14 protein-coding genes are annotated in these 15,567 nt (G+C 52.7%); 4 read left to right on the top strand and 10 right to left on the bottom strand.

What is annotated here, in order from left to right; translation table 11 throughout:
- Positions 1–92: 92 nt before the first annotated feature.
- The 6 genes from EPA93_RS37335 to EPA93_RS37310 all read right to left on the bottom strand — a co-directional run bounded on the left by EPA93_RS37335 (position 93) and on the right by EPA93_RS37310 (position 6,552).
- Positions 93–1,499 (bottom strand): purine-cytosine permease family protein, encoded by a 1,407-nt coding sequence (locus EPA93_RS37335; protein WP_129892399.1) that lies wholly within the window; start codon positions 1,497–1,499, stop codon positions 93–95.
- Between the two features lie 314 nt (positions 1,500–1,813).
- Complete coding sequence (locus EPA93_RS37330) at positions 1,814–2,305, bottom strand: hypothetical protein (protein WP_129892398.1); 492 nt, start codon at positions 2,303–2,305, stop codon at positions 1,814–1,816.
- A gap of 143 nt (positions 2,306–2,448) precedes the next feature.
- Positions 2,449–2,718, bottom strand: a complete 270-nt coding sequence (locus EPA93_RS51155; RefSeq protein WP_129892397.1) for a zinc ribbon domain-containing protein — start codon at positions 2,716–2,718, stop codon at positions 2,449–2,451.
- Between the two features lie 552 nt (positions 2,719–3,270).
- A complete protein-coding gene (locus EPA93_RS37320) occupies positions 3,271–4,266 on the bottom strand; it encodes a 2-hydroxyacid dehydrogenase (RefSeq protein WP_129892396.1) in 996 nt (331 codons plus the stop codon).
- A 43-nt stretch (positions 4,267–4,309) separates the two neighbouring features.
- Complete coding sequence (locus tag EPA93_RS37315) at positions 4,310–5,056, bottom strand: glycosyltransferase family 2 protein (RefSeq protein ID WP_129892395.1); 747 nt, start codon at positions 5,054–5,056, stop codon at positions 4,310–4,312.
- A gap of 116 nt (positions 5,057–5,172) precedes the next feature.
- Positions 5,173–6,552 carry a DnaJ domain-containing protein gene (locus EPA93_RS37310; protein WP_129892394.1) on the bottom strand — a complete coding sequence of 460 codons (1,380 nt, stop codon included), beginning with the start codon at positions 6,550–6,552 and terminating at the stop codon, positions 5,173–5,175.
- A gap of 353 nt (positions 6,553–6,905) precedes the next feature.
- On the opposite strand from EPA93_RS37310, the gene EPA93_RS37305 reads away from it, so the two are divergent.
- The 4 genes from EPA93_RS37305 (at position 6,906) to EPA93_RS37290 (ending at position 8,871) form a co-directional block, all read left to right on the top strand.
- Complete coding sequence (locus EPA93_RS37305; RefSeq protein WP_242527541.1) at positions 6,906–7,637, top strand: YggS family pyridoxal phosphate-dependent enzyme; 732 nt, start codon at positions 6,906–6,908, stop codon at positions 7,635–7,637.
- Positions 7,638–7,811: 174 nt separating this feature from the next.
- Positions 7,812–8,306: a DUF6391 domain-containing protein gene (locus tag EPA93_RS37300; RefSeq protein WP_129892393.1), complete on the top strand. Its 495-nt coding sequence runs from the start codon at positions 7,812–7,814 to the stop codon at positions 8,304–8,306.
- A 3-nt stretch (positions 8,307–8,309) separates the two neighbouring features.
- A complete protein-coding gene (locus EPA93_RS37295; protein ID WP_129892392.1) occupies positions 8,310–8,588 on the top strand; it encodes a YggT family protein in 279 nt (92 codons plus the stop codon).
- 13 nt (positions 8,589–8,601) lie between these two features.
- Positions 8,602–8,871, top strand: coding sequence for a DUF167 domain-containing protein (locus EPA93_RS37290; RefSeq protein ID WP_129892391.1), 270 nt, complete (start codon positions 8,602–8,604; stop codon positions 8,869–8,871).
- A gap of 92 nt (positions 8,872–8,963) precedes the next feature.
- On the opposite strand, the gene EPA93_RS37285 is transcribed toward EPA93_RS37290, so the two are convergent.
- The 4 genes from EPA93_RS37285 to EPA93_RS37270 all read right to left on the bottom strand — a co-directional run bounded on the left by EPA93_RS37285 (position 8,964) and on the right by EPA93_RS37270 (position 15,543).
- Positions 8,964–11,732 carry a protein kinase domain-containing protein gene (locus tag EPA93_RS37285; RefSeq protein WP_129892390.1) on the bottom strand — a complete coding sequence of 923 codons (2,769 nt, stop codon included), beginning with the start codon at positions 11,730–11,732 and terminating at the stop codon, positions 8,964–8,966.
- Between the two features lie 54 nt (positions 11,733–11,786).
- Complete coding sequence (locus EPA93_RS37280) at positions 11,787–14,480, bottom strand: protein kinase domain-containing protein (RefSeq protein ID WP_277988993.1); 2,694 nt, start codon at positions 14,478–14,480, stop codon at positions 11,787–11,789.
- A 358-nt stretch (positions 14,481–14,838) separates the two neighbouring features.
- Positions 14,839–15,291 (bottom strand): hypothetical protein, encoded by a 453-nt coding sequence (locus EPA93_RS37275; RefSeq protein WP_129892388.1) that lies wholly within the window; start codon positions 15,289–15,291, stop codon positions 14,839–14,841.
- Positions 15,292–15,303: 12 nt separating this feature from the next.
- A complete protein-coding gene (locus EPA93_RS37270; RefSeq protein ID WP_242527218.1) occupies positions 15,304–15,543 on the bottom strand; it encodes a hypothetical protein in 240 nt (79 codons plus the stop codon).
- Between the last annotated feature and the right edge of the window lie 24 nt (positions 15,544–15,567).

Raw genomic sequence — 15,567 nt, 5'->3', positions numbered from 1 at the left:
AGTTGCTTCTGTCTCAATAGACCCAAAGGCCCTATCGCGTTTTCTCGCGATAGGGCTTCTTTTTCTTCTAGAGCAGGCTTCGCACGCTTGCTCTAGTCCTCCGGTGCAGTTTCCGCGATAACGGTTGGGGCCGCTTTTTCCGTGGTATGTGCACGGGCCAGAAGATAATACAGAACCGCCGATACGAGTAAGCCAACAATCCAGGCGATATCAGCTCCTCCCAGAACTGCCACCAGCGGGCCAGTATAGATGGTCGTGCTCACAAAGGGTAATTCCAGCACAATGGCCAGCACATAGACGAGGAGCGCGCGCCAGTTGACCCGACCGTAAATGCCGTTGGGATCAAAAATGGCGTCAATGTCGTAGACCTCGTGGCGAATAAGATAGAAATCGACGAGATTGATGCCGGACCAGGGAATAATGAAGTACAGGAGAAAGAGCAGGAAGTTTGTGTAGTTCTCAACAAAGTTGCCCTGACCCACGACGGCAACTGCGGTTCCGACAATGGCTGCTCCCAGCACAAAAAAGATACGCGTGCGCAAATCAATACTGAAGCGTTGCAGGGCCGCAATAGTCGTTGTCGAAGAGAGGAACACGCCATAGAGATTGAGGACGTTTGCTCCAATGATGCCCAGAACGACAAGGATATAGAAGATAAAAGCCAGTCCAGGTCCTGCCTGCTCGACGACAAAACGAACTGCATCTGTGTTAAACTGCGCGCCAGCGATAGCCACAGCCACAGCGCCAAAGCCCATCATCCAGATACTGCTAATGACAGAGCCGGCATAGGTCGAGAAAAAAGAAGTGGCAATCGAGGTACGCGCTGGCAGATAGCGCGAGTAATCGGCTACATATGGTCCATAGGTGAGCTGCCAGGTAGCGATAACTGAGATCACCAGGAGGAAGGTACCCAGCGAGAAGGCAGGCGCAGGAATTTTGGCCAGCGAATGGCCGGTGAGCAAACGGATGGTGAGATAGAGAAAACCTATAGCAAAAATTGCGCTTACAATGCCTTCATAACGATGGATGAGATCATAGCCAAAGATAGCCAGGGCCGTGCAAATAATCGCCACGATAATGATGGAAGGCGTCACGGGCAGGCCCGTCCAGGCCGCCAGCGCTTGCCCGCCCAGCACACCGCTGCTGGCAAAAAAGCCAATATACATAACGATAACAAGGAGCAATGGTAGAATAGCGCCAAAATAGCCAAACTGCGCCCGGCTCTGAATCATTTGTGGGATGCCCATGCGCGGCCCTTGAGCCGAATGGAGCGCCATAAAAATACCACCAAGCAGATTACCCACTACGATAGCCACGATGGCCCAGCCCAGCGACAAGCCAATGCTGACGGCCAGAGCTCCGGTTACCACAGTCGTGATCTGCATGTTGGCAGAAAACCACAGCGTGAACAGGCTGCGAACCTTGCCATGGCGCTCAGTCTCAGGAATAAAGTCGATGGAACGACGCTCGACGCCAAAAGTACGCCTTGCTTGCGACATGGATAATTATCCTCCTTCTCGCGATCAGGTACTTCTATTTTCCCTACTGCCTCTTTTCCCACTATACATCATAAACTCTATGTCTGACTGCTGTTAGATAGAGTTTTATACCTTTTTATAGCGTACCTTTAGCAAGAAGGCGGTGTCAAGCTATTTGTTTGCTGAAGAATGGCCAGATATGTTCTTCTCTTTCAGAACACCTGAATCTTACATAAAATGGACACAAACAAATAAAGGCGCGATCTTCCTGGCTTGCGACAGTTGGCTAGCGCAAGCTCTCTAGATCTCGCCTTGGGAAGTTTCTGCTGTAGGGCCTATGAGAGAAACTGCCAGGAGCTTAGCATGGGCTGAATATACTTCTGCACGGCTTCAGAGTAGTAATCGTCGGGCGCAAAGACCTGGATATTATAGTAGTCCTTGTTATGCTGAACGGAGATGGTAGCAATGTGGAACTTTAGACCATTCGTAGCAATTACCATCGCCTCAGCCTGTACCCATTTTGCCCCACCAATAGTTGGCTGAGAGTTGGCCGGCTTCAGCAATTGGACGTTGCTAACTCCTTGCTGGCCGCTAAACTGACTAATCGCAACCTGATTAATCTGATTCGGGTCGCTGATAGAAGATGACGACGTATCAGAAAAGCGTACAACATTAAAGGTAATACCAAATTGCTGAGAAGAATGGATACCTAAAACGCTACTCGCCGCCGTTTTTTGCGGTGATTCTTGCGTCCAATCGGCAGGATACTGCAAGGAGACATTCAGGTCTGCGTCGCTCAGCTTCTTGAACGACGAGGGACTCGGCAACCCACTGCTGCTGCTGCTGGGAGCAGGGGTGTTCGATCCGGATTGTACCGCGTGTACGTTAGATCCATTGCTATTATTACGCGCTGAGAAATCGCCATTTATGTACAATATGCCAAGAGTCGCGAGAACACCTACTAGAGGGACTAGTACGAGAGGGGCAATAATCGATAAGATCTTAGGCCTGGAACGCGCTGAACTCTCTTTCCCTTTAGCTCCAGCCATACTCGCGGATTGACCAGATGCGGCAGGTTTAGAGGCATGAAGAAGATCCTGTGGCACACTCGTAGGCCAGGGGGGACACCGGCTGGAAGGTACGTAAATGTACCCGGCTGACCTGCCTCGTAGGCTTCCCCACAGCGCGGACAGAAGGTCGCTGATTCTGGCAGCTCAGTCCCGCATCGTGAACAGTTCATAGGTCACTCCCTATTTTCTGGTGTCTTGGGCAAACGACTAGCAAAGCTATAACTTCGCAGCGCCTATCCATAATAACTTATTGCGCTTCGGTCTTGTCGCTTTTGCCAATGGTAGCTAGTGTATCATAATTTGTCCAATATCCTCTACCTAAATCGGCCGCTTGGATTGGTTATGTTATTATACAACGCATACAAGCATAAATTTCATCCTGGCAAACTATCTACCTATCCAGCTTTCTGTTTCCAGGTGAATATCCTCATAAGCCACCATTACTTATGCTCTTCCTGACAACGTTGATGCACAGTTCCCTCATGATATATTTACTGATTGAACTATAGAGAAGAGAGTGCAAATTGTCAACCTCTTTGAGAATATTTATACAAGATAAATGGGTTATCTGTAAAGAAGATGCATAACTATTTTCTGCCGAATTTGAAAAGTGGATAAGCTAATGCTGCTTGCTGCGTTGCTAGTGTGGGTACAGATTCTACACTTTGGGAAGCTAGAATAAAGTAGCCAGCAACGCAGTAGTGCACAGTAAAAGAGCTACGCTATACCAGAACTTCTGGGTTAAGAATATTGGGTGGGCGCTGTCCGCGGTAATGGGCCACTATATTGGAACTGGCCATAGTAGCCATTAAGGTACGGGTCTGCAGCGAGGCGCTCCCAATATGTGGCACGATAACCACCTGTTCCATCGTCAGCAGTTCTGGCTCAACAGCAGGCTCACGCTCAAAAACATCAAGGCCAGCGCCAGCTATGCTGCCGTTCTGCAAAGCTTTGACCAGGGCTTTCTCATCGACGAGCGGCCCCCGCGCGGTGTTAAGCAAAATAGCCGTGGGCTTCATCAGGGTAAGCTCGCGTTCACCTATCAAATGATGGGTTTGAGGAGTATAAGGTGCATGAATACTCAGGAAATCAGCCTGTTTGAGGACCTCATCGAGCTCAGCATAGGTGAGGTTGTAGGCAGCCTCTAGCTCCGGTGCGAGGCGGCTGCGGTTATAATAGAGCACGCGCATATCGAAGCCGCTGGCGCGCCTGGCCATAATCTGGCCAATACGGCCCGCGCCTATCAAGCCGAGCGTGGCGTGATGAACTTCGGCGCCGCAAAAGAGCAACGGCCCCCAGCCTTCATATTTGCCAGCCCGCAAATAGCGCTCCGCCTCGGGAATGCGCCGGGCCGTGGCCAGCAACAGGCCAAAGGCCAGGTCGGCCGTGGTATCAGAGAGCACACCAGGGGTATTCGTCACGGCAATGCCCAGGCGTGTGGCGGCGGCCACATCGATGTTATTATAGCCTACGGCCATATTGGCAATCAGCTTGAGGCGCTGATTACTGGCGGCACAGGCCTGCAAAAAACGCTCATCTATCGTATCTGTGAGCAGGCAAAAAATATAATCATGTCCGGGCCCGTGGCCAAGCAGTTCCTCGTATGGCCAGATACTTCCTTCCTCCATATGCGCATCGACAGTGCCAATCTCCTCAAGGGGCGCATAAGCGGGAGCTGGCACTTTTTGCGTCACAAGAATGCGAGGTCGTGTACTCATAAACTCTTCTTCACTCCATTCCTTCTCAGCCTGGCTCTCTGGTTTAGAGATGGGTCTGAGCTACCTGCTCTTGCTCCCTGACCGCGGCAACAAGCTGAAAGGGTTTGCCAAAGCGACGGCGCAAGAGCATAGCGAGAGCAGGCCATCCATCCTTCCACGGGGCCAATTTTTTCTCTACCCGTGGCGCATAGCTAATTGGTACTTCCAGAATAGTATAGCCTGCCTGCAGAATGCAAGAAGTGATCTCGGGTTCAATCTCGAAACGCCGACCCTCCATAGGCAAGGCGCGCGCAACCACGCCGGGCATCATCTTATAGCAGGTCTCCATGTCGTGGATGCGGCATCCAAACAGGAGATTGGTCATAAGAGTCAGGAAGCGATTGCCCCAGCGCGTGGTAAACTTTTGCGCTGAAAGATCGCGATAGCCATAGACTGCTACCTTGCTCTGACCGGCTGCGATAGCCTCTTCCCACTTCCGCACCAGGCCGGGTAGATCCTGTGGATCATACTCCATATCGGCGTCCTGAATCGTTACCAGGTCGCCGGTACTAAGGCCAAAGCCTGTGCGCAACCCTACCCCCTTGCCCTGATTATGGCTATGGCGCACATAGCGATACTGCTTATATGGCTCCTGCTGCTTGAGCTCCTGCAAAATTTCCCATGTCCGATCGGTGGACGCATCATCCACCACCACGATTTCCATATCGAGCGGCACGCGTGAAAGCTGCTCTAAAACCTGTGCCACCGTCTTTTCTTCATTATAAACCGGCACAATTACCGAAACACGCATAAATAAGACCTCGCTCCTTTAATAACAGCGAAAAGTAAAAAATAGTTCTCTGGTCATCTTTTATCAGACCCTACCTACTAAACGAACGAACAGGCAAAGAGAATGGCAACAGGAGACTATTCCCATATGTGAATAGTCCCATCTGTTAGCGCTACAACCAATTGTTTTTCGACAAAGTGCAATGCGCTGATCTGCCAGGGATGATAGAGCTTTTGCACAACCTGACCTGTACTCACCGACCAGAGATCTATCACACCTTCGTTGAGCTCGCTATCCTCGCGCGCTATGGCTGCCCATTCCGCATCAGCGGAGAGCGCGAGCTTAGCGCTGCTTCCCATCACGCCACTGGCAAGTTCACTATACGAGCCGGAGCCGGTATCACAGATGCGCAGCTTATCCCTGGCATGCACAAAAGCTAACACCCGAGCGTCGGGTGTTACAGCATAAGGTGGAGCACAATCAATGCAGGGTCCTACAAGCAGAGAACTATCTATTTGTGGGCGCGATTTGCCGGTGCGGGTCCTGGCCGCCAGGTTCCATTTACGTGCAATGCTGACTTCTTGCTGTTCATGCGACACGTGAGCACAGGATAGGGTGAGCAAAGTGCAAGCATCCTGCGAAAGGGCCCGCAGGCGGATAGCCCAGAACTGGCGCTTTTCGATCTCTTCTTCAATACAGACGACGGGAGCGGTTATCGCCGTTTCAGGCATGCCCATCTCATGGCTAGTTATGTCGGTTCCCCGCACTCCCCAGGCCCGCGGAGCCGGTACATTATCCATGAGCAGGGGAAGCGCAAGATGAGCTAGCCGCTGGCCATTCGCCTCCGCCTGCAAGGCCATATCCAGCGAATAATGCGTCGAAACAGCACGCTGATCAACTGCATAGCTCCACAGGAGCGCGCCGCTATAGGCATCCCAGACATGGAGGTGTAGCCTGTTCCAGCCTGCCAGTAAAGAGCCCGCGGCGGAAAGGCGCATCCCACGCAGAGCCTCGGTGGTAAACGCGGGATTGGCCTCAAAATTGATCGGCTTGCTTGCCTGAGCATTGACGACTTGCCAGAGGCTGCCCTTGCCATCAAGCGAGCCCGCGGCGACAAGTAGGCCCTGCACCGTACGAATACAACTCAAGGCAGAGATAACTCCCAGGGAGCTTGTGATCGAGGTCCCTCGTTTGAGCGGTCCCCTGGTACAAAAAATTGAAAGGCCCGTAAATTCCGCATCCTCAGCCGGATTGTGTGGCCTGGGACGCGGGCGGACGAAGCCACTATGGCGCAGGTCAATTACCCCGCCAATTACGGCGTCATAATTCTGCCGCTTCTCTGCGTCGCTCAATACTGCGTATGCGCGATTGATGCGCTTCATTTCAACTGCCCCCTCTGGGCCGGCCAGATCGGGGTGATAGCGCCGCGCCAGTTGACGATAAGCACGTTTTAAGGTATCGTTATCTGCATCGATTGGTACGCCTAGAATAGCATAATAGTTTTCAGGTGTGTCCATAGCCCAATTATAATACCATATTTTGCCCGCAAAATTTATAAAAAGCTGCTCAATAGGGCCATTTCTATCATCAGCAGCCTCACTTGAGGCGCGAAAGCCTGGCTTTCCTCTTCTTCTTTCTATGCCGCCAGCCGACAGAGCAACATGAAAGACCAGGAGACATACCTTTCACCTTCCCTCCTGAAAGCTGCCATGCTCGGGAACTAGCAAGCTCCACATATTGACGAGGCGACATGGATTATGCCACTATGCTACCATACATTATGAGTAGCACAACTGCATGCTCTCTTAAAACGTAAAACATAGTAGGATCGTCGAAATGCTAGTTATTAGCCAGAGAGAACAGACCCGTGATGAATGACCACCTCATGAGCCAGCAAGAGATCCTTGCCGCTAATCTTACACAGGTACGCGCAAATATCGCCAGAGCCGCCGAGCGCGCCGGTCGCAGGCCCGAAGAGATTACTCTTGTCGCTGTATCGAAGACCAAACCCCTGGAGATGATCAAAATAGCCTATGATCTAGGGGTAAGGGACTTCGGCGAAAACCGTGTCCAGGAGGCCCTTAGCAAATTTGCCGAATTTCACCCCCAGGATCTTCGCTGGCATATGATTGGCCATCTCCAAAGCAATAAAGCCAACAAAGTAGTAGGGGCTTTTGCTTGCGTCCATAGCGTCGATAGCTTACACCTGGCCCAGACGCTAAGCAGGTACGCGCAAAAGCAGGAGCTGCACCTCTCCATACTTCTAGAGGTAAATGTCGCCGAGGAAAGCAGCAAATCAGGCATGACACTTGCCGAAGCGCCGGAGCTCGCCAGGCAAATCGCGGCATTACCACAGTTACAGCTAGACGGCTTGATGACAGTGGCTCCGCTCGTAGACGACCCGGAAAAGGTGCGCCCGGTATTTCGGGCCCTGCGCCAGCTGCGCGATCGCTTGCGCAACGAGGTACCTCAGGGCTCATGGCAGCACCTCTCAATGGGTATGACCGATGATTATTGGATTGCAATTGAAGAAGGATCTACTATTGTTCGTGTTGGGCGAGCAATCTTTGGCGAACGAGTTTATACTAAAGAGCAGCCTTAAGCATGCGTCATCCCGAACGTTGCACGTCGCGTTAGCTGAAAAGGATGTATGGTACAGGCCTGCGGCTGGTCGCAAGCTTCAAACCGCAGCGCGGATCAAGAGGCTTGAGTTGGCGCCTGGCGCCTGACGGAAATTTCGGGATAATCCATGCAACAGATCAAAGGAGAAAAAAGAATGAATTTTGATGATATCCTTTTCGGTCGCCGCATCCGCCAGAATCATGCCTTAGAACACGCGACTATCACCATTTTAAGCGGGATGATCCCTGATCTCAGCGTCAGCGCTCGCTCCAGCTCCGAGGGCTTTATCATTTTCGGGAATGTGGACCTTGGCCTCTTGCGCCGGGCGCTTGACGAGGCTCTCAGTCGTCTGAAAGCTGGCGAGGCGGAGCTGGCCATCCATCCCAACTGCGGCACTAATCTTGCCGTGGGCGTCACCCTGGTCACTGTCGGCACGCTGCTTGGCCTGGCCTCCAGCCATACCCGCACGCGCGTCGCTACCGCCGCAGCCTCCTCTATCGCCGGCTGGGCCGCAGCTCGTCCACTTGGCGAATATATCCAGAAGCATTTCACGACCCTGCCCGATCTTGAAGGCGTACGCGTTACCGAAATCGCCCGCCGCCAGTTCCTGGGCTTTACTTATATCGATGTACGTACTGTACAGGAGTAGTCTATGTCAGATGCAATATATATTGCCTTCACTGTTCTACGCGTGCTCGTAACCTATGGCATCCCGCTGATTATCCTGGCCATGCTTGTGCGCGCTATTGCCTCCTGGTTCAGGATCGATGAGCGTTACGCAATCATACGCTTCCTGGCCCGCATAACCGATCCGTTCATCGATCCAATTCGCCGCTTTGTCCCTCCAATGGGAATGTTTGACATGTCATTTCTTATCGCCTGGTTCATGCTAACGACGCTGCAGATTCTCTTGCTGCAAGCATTGCCTTGATTCTATTCCGCTTATGCAGATTACAATACGAGTCATTCCGCGCAGTAGCCGGAACACGTTGGAATGGGAGCAAGGACAATTGAAGGCCCGCCTTACTGCGGCTCCGGTCGATGGCGCGGCCAACGCGGCGCTGCTGGCCTTATTGGCCGAGCGGCTTGCCCTCCCGCGACGCTCTATCAGACTGGTGCACGGCGCCACAGGTCGGCAAAAAGTGGTTTCGTTGGAAGGCCTCTCGCCCGAAGAAGTAGAGCAGCGCGTAAAACAAAGCAAGATAAAGCGCTAAGCGGAGAAGCAAACTTCTCATGCTTCTCCGCTTAGCGCTTTACCTTTACATGAACAGGTCCTCTATTTGACTATAAGCTATCCACCGGTCGATCAGGAACCAGCCTGGAACTTACCAGCGCCAAGCTGCGGCTCCATCTGGATAAAGCCACCCTGATTCACATAAAGCATCACCACAGCCTTGTTAGAGGGATCGCCATCGTTATCAAACGAGATCTGCCCACTCACACCTTGCACGGCATTTGTCCCCTTGATTCCAGCTATAGCCTGCTGCAACTGCGTCGGCGTAAAGCCAGATGTGCCACCGGCCAGGGCCGTCTTGCTAGCCGAGAGCAGGGTTAGCGTTGCGTCATAGGCCAGCACAACGTTAAACGCGGCTCGCGTATAGCCATAAGGGCTTCCTTGATGCGCGCGATTGGGATCGAAGGCATTGGCATAATCGGTAAAGAAAGCCGGCTTCTTGGCGCCCAGGCCCAGCACATCCCATTCATCGGGATAGGCAAAGGCTGTAAAATGCAGCCGGGCGAAACCAGCCCGCGCGCTCTGTGGATAGCCAGCCAGGTTATACAATGCATCACCGCCCAGTACTTGCAGATCTGGGAAGTTAGCTTCCTGGGGCAGTTGCTCCAAAATGGCGCTGACATCGGTCGAATAGCCAGCAAAGTAAATCAGATCAGGAGCAGGCGAGGCTTGCAAAGCCTCCTGAAGCGCGCTCACTACTGACTGTTTATCGTTAACCTTATAACTAGCCACCTTCACCTGACCACCGGCAGCAATAAACTGCTGCTTGAAGTCTTCAGCCAGGCTCTGGCTATACGTATTGGCCTGATCCTCAAAGACAGCTACATTCTTGGCATGTAGCTTGTTCTTTGCATACTGCACGGCAACCGCTGCCTGACTCTTATCGGAAGGAGCCACGCGGAAAAAGTACGGCGAGACGTCAGTCAGCGAATCGGCAGAGGCCGTGGGCGAGATCATCGGGATCTTAGCACCGGCCAGCACATTCACGGCATTCACCGTCTGCTCGCTATAAGGCCAGCCCATCACCCCCACAATCGTTTTATCATTTTGCGCCGCCTGTACAATCTGCTCCGCCACCTTTCTGGAATTGGCGGCCTCGCTGCCCGAATTGGCGATTAGCAAGCGCACCTGCACGCCGCCCAGCAATTTACCATTGCCGGCGTTATATTCCTTTTGTGCGACAAAGGCACCCTGCAAGGTATCCCGTCCAACCCCAACCACACTATCGCCAGTTACCATCGTACCCACAACAAGTGTGATATAGGGACTTCCAGAGGCCAGCACACGCTGATTCTCCAGATAGATCAAGGCCTCAGCATCATTGGTATCTTTGCTCAAAGCCGCACGCCAGAGAGATTGGGCCTGCGCGCTATTGCCAGCCTTGAGGGCGGCCGAGGCTTGCTGCTTGAGATCGCCATCGGCGCGCTTGGTATCAAAGGCCACGGTACCATCGCTAATACCGATCGGCTCGCCATCGATGGTGGTAACGCCAAGGCCATTGCCATTCACAACAGTTGAGGTTGCCCCCGGCGTTGTGACAAAGCCCGGACCATTATTACTGCCCTGTCCCCCGGTCTGCGAATTACCGCGCAGACGCGGCAAGACAAAGAATACGGCGCCAAGAATAATCACTACGGCCAGGAGCAAAATGAAACTGCGCACAACATATCCATTATTGCTTTTCTGCTGTTTGGGCCGGGCATAGGTGCCTATCTGCTGCTGACCCGCGCTCACCGGAATTGGCGTGGGCGGATTAGGCACTGGCGTGGGCGGGTTCGGAATGGGGGTCGGAGCCGGTTTAGGCGAGACCATTGGACCCGAGCTGCCGGTCATATAATGACTGGTATCGCGCAGAGCATAGCGGCTATCAAGAATATCATCGATATCGCGCTTCATCTCAGCTGCGCTCTGATAGCGCTCATTAATATTAATCTTCAGCGCATGCTCCAGAACACGCTCAATATCCGGAGACAGCTGCGGATTGAGTGAGCGCGCCCGCGGATAGTTAAAGGGCGGATAATCGCGTGGGTCGCGATTGGTCACCAGGTGGTGAATAGTCGCGGCCAGCGCATAGAGATCCGAGCGCGCATCGGCATTGCCCTGATACTGCTCAGGCGGAGCGTAACCGGGTGTGCCCAGGGCTGACGTTTGTTTCTTTTGAGCCTTTTTAGCCACATCGGCGCGCGCGATGCCAAAGTCAACCAGGTGGGCCTTCTTATCTTTATTGCCAATGATGATATTGGCAGGCTTGATATCGCGATGGACAATCGGCGGCTGCTGCGTGCTCAGGTAATCGAGAATATCAAGGACCTGCGAAGCATAAGAAAGCGCCTCCTGCTCCGGCATGGGTTTCTTGATCCGCTCCATATGATCTTCAAGGTTTTCGCCCACCACGCACTCTTGCACCATAAAGTAGCGTGAGCCTTCCTGGAAGCTATCGGTCACCGTGGGAACCAGCGGATGATCAAGGCTGGCCAGCATCTCCACTTCGCGCTCAAAATTGCGCACATCTTCCTGATGCTGCTGAGGATCAGAACTATCGGAGATAAGTTCCTTGATAACCACCGATTTATTAGAAACACGCGTATCGCGCGCCAGCACAGCTGCGCCCATTCCCCCCTGGCCAAGCACCTTATCGACTACATACCTGCCCTGTTGCAAGCGCGCATTTGGAGCCAGTGACCCGGAATTCCCCAGGCCCCCACCCGTCGAGGTTGGCCCCGACACGCCGCCGCTCGACGCAGGAGGAGATGATGGTTGGGAAGCGCTTAAGTAGCCACCACAATTGGTGCAAAACGTCTCGCCTGCCGGATTATCTGTACCACAAAAAGGACATTTCATGCTCAGTGCCTACCACTCCATTTATAATTAACAGTCAAACAGGTGCCTACCTTCTTACTTCAAGAAACGGCCAAGGGTTGTTGGTTCCATTTTAATATAGCCCTCCGGGCTTACATACAGGATAACAATTGCCTTATCCAGCGGGTCTCCATCAGGCCCAAAGGCAATGCGGCCGCTCACACCCTGAATCGCATTATTCACGTTCACCTGTTTTAAGGCTTGCTGAAGATCTGAGGGCGTTATACTTTTCTTACCAGAGCTGAGGGCAATGCTACAGCCAGTCAGCACAGCAGTCATGGCATCATAGGAGAGCATAGCATCATTATCAGCTCGCGTAAAGCCATACGGGCTTCCCTGGTGCGTGCTATTAGGATCAAACGCGGCAGGATAGGCGCTGAAAAATGCCGGCTTGCGCGCCTCCAGGCCCAGTGCACTCCACTCATCAGGATAGGCAAAGGCCGTAAAGCGTAAATGGCTAAAACCTGCTCTCGCACTGCTCGGATAGCCATTAAGCTGATAGAGGGCATCGCCTCCCATCACCGGAAGATTGCCCGCCGGCAAATTGATCAGCAAAGGGCTTACATCGCTGGCATAACCCGAGAAGTAGATGAGATCAGGGCTATGGCTTAAGGCGTCCTGCAAGAGAGCCGGCAACTGATCAGTCTTGCCGATGGTATATTGCTCTGTGGCCACCACTGTGTTGCCATCTTTTTGAAATTGTCTGGTAAAATCCTGGGCCAGGCTCTGGCTATATGGATCCTTGATATCGACAAACACAGCTACTTTTTTGGCATGCAATGACAGCTCAGCATATTTAGCGCCCTGAATCCCCTGGATCGTATTAGAAGGCACAACCCGGAAAAAGTAAGGGGAGACGCCGCTAAGCTCATCGCTAGAAGATGTCTGCGAGACCATCGGTATATGCGCGGCACCCAGCAAACTGAGGGCCTCCACACTACGTGAGCTATAGGGCCAGCCCATCACGCCCACAAAGGTGGGGTCGCTCTGCGCCAGGTGGACTACCTGCTCTGCCACCTGCTTCACATAATCTGTCTGGCTGCCAGAACTGGCAATCAACAGACGAACCTTCAGGCCACCGGGTAGCTTGGAGCCATCGTTAAACTCCTTCTGGGCCACGTAGGCTCCCTGCAAGTTATCTCTCCCAGTCCCCACGCTCCCACTATCGCCAGAGAGCATTGTGCCCACCACAATTGTTATGTGGGGGAAGGCAGCAATGTGCTGATTTTCGAGGTAGATAAGAGCCTCGGCATCGTTACTATCCTCGGCGACAGCCTGATGCCACAACGAGACTGCGCTACTGATATCGCCCTTCTTAAAGCTCTGTGCAGCCTGCAGCTTGAGACTCCCATCGGCCCGATTGGTATCAAAGGAGAAGCTCCCATCGCTGATACCGATATAGTCATTGCCTACCTTCGTTACCCCGATGCCATTATTAGCTCCACCTGCCGCGGTAGCCGCTGCGTTTTCAGTGCTCCCGGAGCCGCGTGGTGCCCGCAGGAAGCTAAAGAGAGCAAAAGCTCCGCCGCCGCCAACAATAATCAGGGCAGCCAGCAGGATTGGCAGGATATACTTGCTCCTCGTACGCCGCTGCCCGGTCTGGGTCATTCCCACAATAGGATTCAGCCCCGATGGCGTTGGCGTTAAAGAACTGGGAGTAGATGCCGCTGCGGTAAGCGTGGGTATGGGCCCTGATCCTGGCAAAGGTGTCAAGGGATCTGGCATCGTCGACGCTGCTATAACAGCTCCTGATCCTCCAGTTGGACTTTCTGCGCTACTTATAGTCGGGTTTGTAATGCTGGCCATTGGCCCCGAGACACCCAGGACATAGCTATCAATATTGCCTGAGATCCCAAAACGCCGCCGTAAAATCTCATCTACATCCTGCTTCATGGCTGACGCGCTCTGATAGCGCTGTAGAATATCATTCAGCAAAGCCCGCGTCAGCACCTGCTCGGTCTCAGGCGAGAGCTGAGCATTGAGCGTACGCACAGGAGGGTAGGAAAAAGGTGGATAATTGCGCGGATCACGATTCGTGACAAGATAATGAATAGTCGCGGCGAGCGCATAGAGATCCGAGCGTGGGTCAGCATTACCCTGGTATTGTTCTGGCGGTGCAAAGCCTGGCGTGCCCAGCGCCGATGTCTGCTTGCGCTGAGCGTTACGCGTGGCCTCCGCGCGCGCAATACCAAAATCGACAAGGTGCGCGCGACGATCCCGGCTTCCAATAATAATATTGGCAGGCTTGATATCACGGTGTACTATAGGAGGAGTCTGTTGCGCTAGATAATCAAGGATATCCAGTATTTCTGAAGCACAAATCAGCACCTCACGCTCCTTTAACGGCTGGTTGTGCTGAGTAAGCCGCTCCTCCAGATTCTCCCCTTCCACATACTCCTGCACCATAAAGTAGCGTGTTCCTTCCTGGAAATGATCGGTTACGCTTGGCACCAAGGGGTGATCGATATGAGCCAGCAAGGCCACCTCACGTTTAAAATTGCGCACATCCTCCTGAAATCTAGCCGGATCAGTATTTTCTGAAATGAGTTCTTTAATAACCACCGGCTTCCCATCCAGGCGATTGTCGGTTGCCAAAAGAGCAGCTCCCATACCTCCCTGGCCGAGGACTTTCTTAATAACATAGCGACCACCCTGTAATCGTGAACCAGGTACAAGTGAACGAGACGTGATAGCACTACTTTCCGTGGATGATAGAGCTGCCGAGGCCATGGGCCTGCCGCAACTACTACAGAAACGTCCCCCGTCTCGATTTTCCGCCTTGCAGTAAGGACATTCCATAATCTTCGTGCCTGCTTTCCGAGGCGTAGCATGACTTGATTACGCCTCTAATTACTCATCCTCAGCAGATTATACTTGGTTTCATGATGTGAGTCGAGAGCCACACAATAGATCATCTTACTCATTACATACGTACTCAATAGTGAAAAGTTCAACAAGCAGGGGAAAAGTGGAAGGAAGAAAAAGAGACAATCAAAAATGATCACAATTCCCACAGGGGATCAGCTACTCATTTTTGACTGTCCCATTACTATAGACGAGATATCTGCAGTAATTTCAAAAAGCCCATCTAGAGATGCTGGCAGCGCAGGGAGATGATTCCGGGAGCAAAATGATTTGCCTTCTGCAAATACTCCTGTTCGTTGCCCTCTATCATCAGTTTGTGCATTACCACTACGTCGCCATCCGGCAAGGGCTCGGCCGGCTGCAAACACAATTCCATAACAGCGCAGCCACGCTCATACACCTTCACCAGGCCACCCGAACCCGGAATGCGATAAACACGATTATCTATAGAAGGACTTATCACTTCGAGGTATCCAAACTTGATCAGTTGCTGATACTGGACTTCGGATAGCATTTCTCGCAGGAGCGCTTTGGCTCGGCTTTCGGCGGACAGATGTTCGCTGACCGACTCGCGGAAACGCCCCACACTTCCATCAGGCGATTGCGAGAGATAGTAGATCGCCAGTAAGAGAAACAGTAGCCAGATACCGAGAAACAAACTCAGTGTTTCCAACATAGCAGCTTCTCCTCAGCCACCGACAACGCGCGGCACCATAACGATCTGCTCAGCTGTACGATCAAACTTCTCGATACGCTCTACCGGTTTGCCTGGCTCTACTCTGAAAGCTGTTGCACCGCGCATACGCTCTTCTTTAAATATGCGCTCAGCCTCCTGGACAGCCGCTACAGCTTCTGGATTGCTCGTTTCCAATTTGTTGGAATCCCACATAATCCGGTCGTCGCCTCGACGGGACATGATCCGTAGCATACCCACAGTCTGTCTCCTTCTCCT

The organism is Ktedonosporobacter rubrisoli (assembly GCF_004208415.1).
Lineage (GTDB): Bacteria > Chloroflexota > Ktedonobacteria > Ktedonobacterales > Ktedonobacteraceae > Ktedonosporobacter > Ktedonosporobacter rubrisoli.
The sequence above is the reverse complement of the archived record's forward strand: the minus strand, read 5'-3'. Positions and strand labels throughout refer to the sequence as shown.